The 10,236-nt window shown below is 67.8% G+C and carries 5 protein-coding genes and 1 riboswitch; of the genes, 3 read left to right on the forward strand and 2 right to left on the reverse strand.

Translation table 11 applies throughout. The features are described 5' to 3' along the window. The 3 genes from ACTHLF_RS08865 to ACTHLF_RS08875 form a co-directional block, all read left to right on the forward strand. Positions 1-2,806 (forward strand): putative bifunctional diguanylate cyclase/phosphodiesterase (locus ACTHLF_RS08865; protein WP_440326671.1); only part of this gene is annotated, 2,806 nt, incomplete at its 5' end. Between the two features lie 86 nt (positions 2,807-2,892). Further along, a complete protein-coding gene (locus ACTHLF_RS08870) occupies positions 2,893-3,669 on the forward strand; it encodes a dioxygenase family protein (RefSeq protein ID WP_440326673.1) in 777 nt (258 codons plus the stop codon). 81 nt (positions 3,670-3,750) lie between these two features. Further along, complete coding sequence (locus ACTHLF_RS08875) at positions 3,751-4,317, forward strand: DUF2239 family protein (RefSeq protein WP_440326674.1); 567 nt, start codon at positions 3,751-3,753, stop codon at positions 4,315-4,317. A 108-nt stretch (positions 4,318-4,425) separates the two neighbouring features. Here ACTHLF_RS08875 and ACTHLF_RS08880 read toward each other — a convergent pair whose 3' ends face one another. Continuing rightward, positions 4,426-7,593 carry an efflux RND transporter permease subunit gene (locus ACTHLF_RS08880; protein WP_440326676.1) on the reverse strand — a complete coding sequence of 1,056 codons (3,168 nt, stop codon included), beginning with the start codon at positions 7,591-7,593 and terminating at the stop codon, positions 4,426-4,428. 248 nt (positions 7,594-7,841) lie between these two features. Next, a complete protein-coding gene (locus ACTHLF_RS08885) occupies positions 7,842-9,722 on the reverse strand; it encodes a TonB-dependent receptor domain-containing protein (RefSeq protein ID WP_440326678.1) in 1,881 nt (626 codons plus the stop codon). Positions 9,723-9,864: 142 nt separating this feature from the next. Beyond that, positions 9,865-10,098, reverse strand: a riboswitch (cobalamin riboswitch). Positions 10,099-10,236 lie beyond the last annotated feature (138 nt).

Genomic DNA, 10,236 nt, shown 5'->3' on the forward strand with positions numbered 1-10,236 from the left:
CCAGCGGCAGATCGCTGGCGCCTCCTCCGGCGTCATCCGCACGCTCGACCAGGACATCGATGCCACCCTCGGCCCGCTGCTGGCCCTGCGCATCGGCGTGACCAGCGCGGATCCGGGCCCACTGCAGACGGCCCTCGCCGAGGTACACGCACGGCACCCTGAGCTGGGCAACCTCGTGGCGATGTCCCAGGCCGGCGATGTCATTGCCTACACCCGGCCTCCCCGCCCGACCGACTGGCGGAGTGCGCTCGCGGCACCAAGGCACCATGCCCTGGGCGCCAGCGTGCGGGTGAGCGTGACCGCCGCGCATGACGGCCTGGCGCCGACCGTGCGCGTGGTGGTGGATTCCCGCGTCGCGGAACCGGCGAGCTTTGGCGCGCGCATCGATGGCGAGCGCGCCAGCGAGATGTTGCGCCACTCCATGCTCAGCGCCACCGGCGTGCTCAGCGTGTTCTCGACGAGCGGGCAACTGTTTGCGACCAACCGCGCCGGCCTGGCCCAGCAGTGGACGCTCCACGACATCGCGCCGGGCGGCAGCGGCAGCTACGACGAAGGCGATTACACCTACGCCTGGACGGCATCGGCGACGTATCCCCTGGTGGTCCGCGTCGGCATCGATCGCACCGCCATCCGTGCCGAGTGGCTGCACCAGGCGCAGGCCACGGTGCTCGCCACCCTGATCCTCCTGCTCATCCTCAATGGCGTGGCGGCATGGCTGGGGCGTGCCTACCGCCACCAGGGCACCCTGCTGGAAGCGCTCACGCGCAGCGCGCGCCACCTCGGCGACGTACAGCGCAGCGGGCACATCGGCCTGTGGGAAGCCGACCTGCATTCGCGCACCATCCTGTGGACCGGCCACGTGCACGAAATCACCGGCCTGCCGCTGGCGCAGATGGGCGGACGGCTGGGGACGTACTACAAGCTGGTGCACCCGGAAGACCAGGCGGCCATCGTGGCCTGGCTCGACCGCTTCGCCCACGGCGATGGCCCCTACGAGATGGAACACCGCCTGTGCCGTCCCGATGGCAACGAAGTGCGCGTGAACCTGCGGGCTGCGCGGATCACCAACGAGGCAGGCACGCCGGTCCTCGCCGGCACGATCAGCGAGATCACCGCCTTGCACGAGACGCGGCAGCGCCTGCGCGAGTCCGATCGCGACCTCGCCGCCAGCGAGGCGGCCTACCGCAAGCTGCTCGCACGCATGCCGGTGCCGCTGCTCGTGGTGCGCGATGACCGGATCGATTTCGCCAACCCGCTCGCCGAGGAACGCCTGGGCACGAGCGGCGAAACCCTGACCGGACGCGACGCGTCCGCGCTGATGGACAGCGACGCCCTGGCCGCGATTCGCGCGGGCAGCGGTGAAAACGCGGGCGTTACCGCATGGCTGGAACCGATGCGCGGGATGCCGTTCGAAGCGGAGCTGGCGCTTTCGGACTACAAGGATTCGCGCGGCCGCGGCACGCTGGTGATCGTGCGTGACGTGACCGAGCAGCGCCTTTACGAAGAACGCCTGAACCACCAGGCCACGCATGACGAGCTCACCGGCCTGCCCAATCGCCGGGCGTTGCGCGAGCAGCTCGACGGCCTCGTGCACGATGCCGTCCGCGATAACAGCGGCCTGATGGTCCTGTTCATCGACCTGGACCACTTCAAGTTCATCAACGATGCCCTCGGCCATGCGCTGGGCGACCAGGTCCTGCGCGACGTGGCGATCAAGCTGGGCGATACGCTCGACGGCCTCGGCCATATCGGCCGCTTCGGCGGCGATGAGTTCGTCGCGATGCTTCCGTTTACCGGGCCGCCCGCGAAGGCGCTCGACGTGCTGCCACGGATCCAGCGCGCCATCGAGGAGCCGCTGGAAGTCAGCGGCACCTTGCAGCGGCTGAAGTGCAGCATCGGCGTAGCCTTCGCCACGCGCGACGGCGCGGATGCGGATACGCTGATCCGGAACGCCGATACGGCGATGTACGACGCCAAGCGTTCCGGCCGACACACCTGGAAGCGCTACTCCGCGGAAATGCACGCGACCGCGATGGCGCGGCTTACCGTGATCAGCCGCCTGGCCCCCGCGAACCTCGACCAGGAACTGGCGCTGGCGTGGCAGACCCAGCATGACAGCCTGACCGGCCGCCCGATCGGCGTGGAGGCCTTGCTGCGCTGGCCCACGGCACCGGGCGACCTCGCCTGGCCCGACCAGCTCATTCCCCTGCTGGAGGAAACCGGCGCGATCGTCCCCATCGGCCAGTGGGTACTGCGCGAAGCGTGCCGCCAGCAGCGCCGCGTGGTGGAAGCCCTGGGCGAAGGCTGCCGCGTGGCCGTGAACATCTCCGCGCAACAGCTCGCCCACGCGGATCTCGTCTCGGAGGTCCGCCAGGCGCTCCGCGAAACGGGCGCGAGCGCCTCCGCGCTGGAACTCGAGCTCACCGAAAGCGCCTTCATGCACGAACCGGAGCGCGCGATCCGCACGCTGCATGAATTGCGCGCCATGGGCGTAAGCATCGCGCTGGATGACTTCGGCACCGGCTATTCCAACCTCACCTACCTGTCGCGCCTGCCGCTCGACAAGATGAAGGTGGACCGGCACTTCACGACCACGCTGCTGGAGGACACGGCGGACGCGTCCATCTGCCGCTCGATCATCTTCCTCGCCCGCAGCCTGAACCTGCAGGTGGTCGCCGAGGGCGTGGAGACCCAGAGCCAGCGCGAATGGCTCGAGCGCGAGGGCTGCCGCGCCATGCAGGGCTTCCTGTTCTCGCGGCCGGTGCCGCTCGACGAGCTGGGCCGGGCGCCAGCGTTCGCCCGCTGAACAATCCGTTCGCCGCGCGGTGATTTATCCGCGCCGCCGCGATGCCTACATTGGTGGCTATCCCCACGCACACCCAGGCACCCGCCATGCAACGCGCACCCGCCCTCTTCGTCTCCCACGGCGCTCCCACCTTCGCGCTGGAGCCCGGCCTGCTCGGCAGCCAGCTGACGGCGCTGGGCGAGCGGCTGGATAGCGCCACGGCGATCGTCGTGGTGTCGCCGCACTGGCAGACCTGCGGCGTGCGCGTGATGGGTGCGCCGCGCCCCGCGACGATCCATGACTTCGGCGGTTTCGCCCCCGAGCTCTACACGCTGACCTACCCGGTCCCCGGGCTGCCTTCGCTGGCTGCCGAGACTGCGGGGCTGCTGATCGAGCAAGGGTTCACTGCCCTGGTCGATGGCGAGCGTGGCCTGGACCACGGCGCCTGGGTGCCGCTCCGCTACCTGCGCCCGCGTGGGGATGTCCCCGTGCTCCAGGTCTCGATGCCGCACAACCTCGATGTCGATTCCGCGCTGCGCCTGGGCAAGGCGCTTGCCCCTTTGCGCGACCGCGGCGTGGCCGTGGTGGGTTCGGGCAGCCTCACGCACAACCTGCGCGAGGCGCGGGTGACCCGTGAGGCGGAAGAGTACGCAAAGGCCTTCGCCGCCTGGGCGCGCTCCGCCGTGCTCGCCGGCGACACCGAGGCGCTGCGTGATTACCGCACCCACGCCCCCTCGGCGCTGCGCGCGCACCCCACCGACGAGCATTACCTGCCCCTGCTGGTCGCGGCGGCCGCGGCAGGCAACGACAAGCCGTTGGTCATCGATGGCGGCATAACCTATGGCGTGCTTTCCATGGACTGCTACGCCTGGGGCGTCCATTAGGTCGGATATTTTACCCGGGCACTATTGACGGCTAATTTTTACCGGGTAATATCTGGCGGGTCCCGGTTACAGGAAGACCCCATGCCTCTGAACTTCACCGCGTTCGACGGTACCACCCGGCTCGCCGCGGGTTCGCTGCCCATCGTGGCCGAACGCTGCAAGGCGCTGCTCGATAGCGAACCGAACGCCAGCCCGATCATCTACGACGACAGCACCGGCCGCCCGGTGGATGTCGATTACCGCGGAACCACCCATGAGGTGCTTGCCCGCCTACCCGCGACCGACGACGCCCCGGCGGCTCGCCGCGGACCGGGCCGGCCGAAGCTCGGCGTGGTGGCGCGCGAAGTCACCCTGCTCCCGCGCCACTGGGACTGGCTGGCCAGCCAGCCCGGCGGTGCCTCGGTGGCGTTGCGCCGCCTGGTCGAGAGCGCCAGCCGCGAGAACCTCGATGCCGACCGCGTCCGCCAGGCCAGCGAAGCGGTGGACCGCGTGATGCTGGCGCTGGCCGGCAACCTGGCCGGGTATGAAGAAGCCTCGCGCGCGTTCCACCGGCGCGAGGCAGAGCGTTTCCATGCCCTGACCGAAGCGTGGCCCGCAGATGTGCGCGACTACGTGCGCAGCCTGGCGGCAGTAGTGCTGCACGCCTGATCCAACCACCGTAGGAGCCCACCCTGTGGGCGACAGCTTTCGCGATAAAGCCACAGGCCCTGTAGCGCTTCCGCGAACGGCGTCGCCCACAGGGTGGGCTCCTACGCATCACACCGGCTGCAGCTTCCGGATCGTCTTCCAGGTCTTGTACCGGCGCTTCAGCATCCGCCGGTACTTCCGCTTCGCCACGCGCTCCTTGCGGTCGTGGTTCCACAGGTAGATCGCGGGGGTGCTCAGCAGCGTGAGCAGCTGCGACACCAGCAGGCCGCCGACGATGGCGATACCGAGCGGGCGGCGCATCTCCGAGCCGACACCGAAACCGATGGCCAGCGGCAGCGCCGCGCCCATCGCCACCAGCGTCGTCATCGTGATCGGCCGGAAGCGGACGAGCGCGGCCTGGCGGATCGCCTCCACCGGCGACATGCCCTTCTCGCGTTGCGCGGTCAGTGCGAAGTCCACCATCAGGATCGCGTTTTTCTTCACGATACCGATCAGTAGCAGCACGGAGATGATCGCCATCAGCGTGAGCTGCGTCTGCGTGATCAGCATCGCGAGGAACGCACCCGCACCTGCCGCCGGCAGCGTGGAGAGAATGGTCAGCGGGTGGCCGAGGCTCTCGTACAGGATGCCCAGCACGATGTAGACCGCGAGGATCGCACCGATCAGCAGCACCATGCCGTTGGATTGCGCATCCTTCAGGCGCTGGTTCGCGCCGGTGAAGTCCATGCGCACGCCTTCAGGCAGGTTGAGCCGCGCCACGGCCTGCTCGACCAGGGTGTTGCCCTTGTCCGGGGTGATCTTGGGCGCGAGGTTATACGTGATATCCGCCGACTCAAGCTGGTTCTGGTGGGTAACGGCACTGGGTGTCGAGCGCGGCGCGATGTGCGCAACAGCGCTCAGCGGAATCATGTTGCCCACGCTGTTCTTCACGTAGGTATTCAACAACGCATCCGGTGAAAGCGACTGCGCGGCGGCGGCCGTGAGGACCACCCAGTACTGGTTGATATCCGAATAGATCACCGACACCTGGCGCTGGCCGAACGCGTTGTACAACGCGGTATCGATCATGCCCATGCCGACCTTCAGCCGGCTGGCCGCATCGCGGTCGACCTGTAGCATCTGCTGCTTGCCCACCACATCGAAGTCGCTACCGACGTCGCGGAATTCCTTCATGCCGCGCATGATCTGTACGAGCTTGAGCGTCCACGGTTCGAGGCTCTGGCCGCCGGTACTGATCAATTGGAACGAATACTGGCCGCGGTTGCTGTTACCGCCGCCACCGCCGAGGAACTGCACCGGGTTGAAGAACACCTGGACGTCGGAGATCTTCTCGTACTCCTTGCCCATCCGGTCCATGATCTCCTTGATCGATTCCTTCCGCTGGCCGGGGCCGTTCCCCTTCGGCTTCAGGTCGATGAACATCAGGCCGTTGCTGCCCACGGCACCGCCATTGTCCCCGCCAAGGATCGCGGTGACATCGGCGACGGTCGGATCCTTCTGCATGATCTCGGCCACCCGATTCAGGCGCCGGGTCATCTCGTCCGGGGATATGTTGGCGTCGGCATTGATCTCGGCCTGCAGCATGCCGGTATCTTCATCGGGCATGAAGTTGCCGCCTGCGGTCTTCACCACGGCCATGGCAAGCAGGAACGTGGCGACCAGCAGGGTGATCGGTTGCCAGCGCATGATCCGGCGGTGGCGCATCGCCCAGTCGAGCCCACGCTCGTACAGGCGCAGGAAGCCCTTGTCGAAACGCTCCAGGGCCCTTTCCATGCGGCCGGGCACGCGGTCGGGCTCGTCATGCTTCAGGTAGCGCGCGCACAGCGCGGGCGTCAGCGTCAGCGAGACGACGGCGGAGATAAGCACCGCTGCCGCGAGGGTCACCGAGAACTCACGCAGGAGCTTGGTGATCATGTTGTTGCCGAACAACAACGGTGCGAACACGGCGACCAGCGAGATCGTGATCGAGATAACGGTGAAACCGATCTCGCGGACGCCCTCCAGCGCCGCGGGCATGGGCCCGGATCCGTTCTCCATGTGGCGCACGATGTTCTCGATCACGACGATCGCATCGTCCACCACGAAGCCGATGCACAGGACGAGCGCCATGAGCGACATGGTGTTCAGCGTGTAGCCCAGGCTCCACATCACGACAAACGCGCCCGCCAGCGACAGCGGCACGCTCAGCGTCGCGATCAGCGTGGGTCCGAGCCGGCGCAGGAACACCAGCATGACCAGGCACACCATCACGATCGAGATCATCAGCGCGACATTCACCTCGTGAAGCGCCGACTGGGTCGTCTGGGTGAGGTCGAAGATCGGCGTGACCACCGCATCCGCCGGCAGCATCGCGCGGAAGCGCGGTAGCGCCGCACGGATCGCATTGGCCGTCTCGATCGAGTTGGCTTCGGGCCGCTTGCTGATCTGCATGGTCACCGAGCGTTCGCCCTGGAACCACGCTTTCTGGAAGATATCCTGCTGACCGCTGGTTACGGTGGCGATGTCAGAGAGGCGTACCGGGACGCCGTTGCGCATGGCGATCAGGATGTGCGCGAAGTCATCGGCTTCGCGCAGGCCGTCGTTGGCGATGACCGTCATCTGCGAGCGGCCGTCGGAGAGCAGGCCTTGCGGCGAATTGACGTTGGCCGCCTGCAGCGCGTTCGAGACATCGTTCGCGGTCAGGCCCTTCGTCGCCAGCGCATTGGTGTCCAGCTCCACGCGCACCGCATGCGGCGTGCCGCCGAAGACCTGGACGCGCGCGACACCATCGATCTGCGAGACCGTGGGCCGGATCAGCGTGTCGACCACGTCGAACAGCTTGTCGGCCGGCATGGTCTTCGAGGTGAACGAAACGAGCAGCACCGGGATCTGCCCGGTATCGAACTTGAAATATTGCGGTGGGCTGGGCATGCCGGCCGGCAGGTCGGCGACCGACGCGTTGATGGCGGCCTGCACATCGCGCGCTGCCGCATCGGTCGAACGATCCATGGTGAAACGGACGCGGACGAACCCGGCTCCCTCGGAGCTGTTGGAATACATCTGGTCCACGCCCGGGATCTGGCCCAGGTGGCGTTCCAGCGGCGCGATGATGGTGTTGGCCATCGTCTGCGCATTGGCACCCGGCATCTGCGCCTGGATGAATACCGCGGGCACCTCGATCGAGGGCAGCGCGGCCACGCCCAGCAGCATGTAAGCCAGTATGCCAGCCAGCGTGAGGCCCGCCGCGAGCAGCGACGTTCCACGAGGCCGGCGAATGAAGGGAGCAAAAAAGTTCACGACACATCCTGTGACAGCGGGACGCCCCGCGCCGCGCACTTTATGCCGTGAGGGCCCTTCGTGTCGCCTGTGCCGTCCGTCAGCCCCCTGCCGAAAGGCAGGGGATGACTGTTTAAGCAGGCTTTCGGAAATATGTAGGAGCCCACCCTGTGGGCGACGCCGTTCGCGGATGGGCAACAGGGCCTGTTGCGTCGAGGCGAAACATGTCGCCCACAGGGTGGGCTCCTACAATGGTGCTGCGTTAGCTGTTACGGAGCGGGCGCGAAGCGCACGGTCAGGTAGTACGTGCGGCCCAGCTGGTTGTAGTACGCGGCGGTCTCGTAACGCTTGTCCGCGACGTTCGCGACCCGGCCCTGCACGCTCCAGGCGTTGTCGACATGCCAGGTCGCGCGCAGGTCAGCGGTCGCATAGCCGCCGAGGCGGGTGGTGTTCGCCGCGTCGTCGTAGCTGTAGCCGGCCGCGTACACGGACCCGCCGAGCGTGAACATGCCCAGGTCCTTGTCGAGATCGACACGGCCGGTGCGGCGCGGGCGGCGGGCCAGAAGATTGTCCTTCTGCGAGCCATTGTCACGATTCAAAGGCTGCTGGAGCGTGGCATATGCGCGAAGATGCCAGCCATCCACATCGGCGCCGAGCTGCCCTTCGAGGCCACGGAGGCGAGCCTCGCTGACATTGATCGGCAGGAAGGCGGCGTCGAAGCCGATCAGGTCATCCACCTTGGTCTGGTAAGCATTCACCGCCCAGTTCCAGATACCCGGCGCGCCGCTCAGGCCGATCTCGGCGGTGCGCGACTTCTCCGGCTTCAGCGCGACCGGCGCGCCGTACGGGTAGTACTCATCGTTGAAGGTCGGCGCGTGGAACGCTGTGCCGTACGACGCGGTGATCCGCATGCCGTTCTCGAAGCGGAAGCCATACGCCGCCGCGCCGGTGGTGTGGTTGCCGAACTGGGTGTTGTGGTCGTGGCGCGCGGAGAGCTGGATCTCGTGCGGACCGAAGACGCCCTGGTACAGGGCGAACACACCGGTGTTGTTACGCGTGGTCTTGAGGTAGTCGGTGTCGCTGTCCAGCTTCTCCTGCTGGTAATCCACGCCGGCGCTCAGCGTCTGGCCCGGGGCCAGCGTGAAGTCGTTCTGCCAGGCCGCCTGGTTGCGCTTCGAGTACAGGTAACCCACGCGCGCCTTGTCGACCCCATAGTTGACGAAGTCGAGGGTCTTGTCCGCGCCATTCAGGTAATTGTCCGCGCGGTCCTGGTTCTGGCCCAGGCTCACCGACATGCGCCAGTCGGCCATGGCGTCGAAGCTGAGCTTACCGCCGGCCACCTGCTGCGAACGGCGGGTCAGGTTCTGGAAATCACCGTCGTATTCGATCGTGCCCTTGCTGCGCAGCCAGCTACCGGTGAGCTCGGTGCCGTCATCCCAGCGGTAGCCGCCGGAGAGGGCGCCGTTGTACGTGCGGTAGGCGTCGTGGTCCGGTTCGTCGGTGAAGCAGCCCTTGAAGGCCGTGCCCGCGCCGATGCGGCAGGCGTTGATGCCCGCGGTGTACTGGCCGCCCAGGCTGGCGTTGTACCAGCCATGCGTGGTGCCGCCGGAGACGCCGACCTGGCCGGCGGTGTAACCATGGCTGCCACCGGTGACCGACACCGACGGGGTCGGCGCTTCGCCGGCCTGGCCATGGCGGGTGAAGATCTGGATCACGCCACCGATGGCGTCGGAGCCGTACAGGGTGGAGCGGGGACCACGGACCACTTCGATGTGGTCGATCTGTTCGACCGGGAGCTGCTCGTAGGCGGGCAGGCCGGCGCCGACGGTACCGACGCGCACGCCATCGACCAGCACCAGGGTGTGGGCAGAGTTCGTGCCACGCATGAACATCGAGGTCTGCTGGCCGAGGCCGCCGGTGTTCGCCATGACCACGCCGGGCAGGCCCGTCAGCAGGTCCTGGACGCTGATCGGCTGCAGGCGCTCGATGTCTTCGCGGGTGATGACCGTGACCGGTGCCAGCACCTCGTCGAGCGGGGTGGGCGCGCGGTTCGCGGTCACGACCACCGCCGGGAGGTTATCCGGGGCATCCGCGGCGTGCGCCATGGCGATGGAGGACAGCAGGGCCGTCGCGAGCAGGGTCTTCTTCATGGTTCGTCCTTATGCCGGCTACCGGCAAGTCTCACAACAAGGACGGTCACGGGAGAGGCGAACGGCGCACGGGCGAGACCCGGGCTGTCCGGATCCGCCCGCCGCGAATCGTCCGAAACAGGTCGACCCCGCGGCCATGGCTGGCGCGGGGGCGTTTCGGGCCGGTCTCCGGACTTGCCTCACCCCGCACGAACGGGGAACTGCCGGCGCCTTCCCACCTTCTCAGGCAGTGGCTATGGCCGGCCAGGCGGGGTGGTATCCCCTGGGGCTTACCGTTGCGGGGGCAGTGCCGGCCTTGCCACGACGTGGCGCACCGGCTTCCCGTTTAATCCTCCTGGCTGTAGCCAGGACGGACACCCGAACGGGCGCATTCTACCCGGACCCGGGGGGGGGGGGGGGGGGGGGGGGGGGGGGGGGGGGGGGGGCCCCCCCACCGCCGCCCCCGGCCGCACCCCCCGCACGCGGCCGCCGAGGGGGGGGAGGGGGGGGGCGGGGGCGAGGCGCGCGGGCGCCG

Source organism: Luteibacter sp. (genome assembly GCF_051958795.1).
Taxonomy (GTDB): domain Bacteria; phylum Pseudomonadota; class Gammaproteobacteria; order Xanthomonadales; family Rhodanobacteraceae; genus Luteibacter.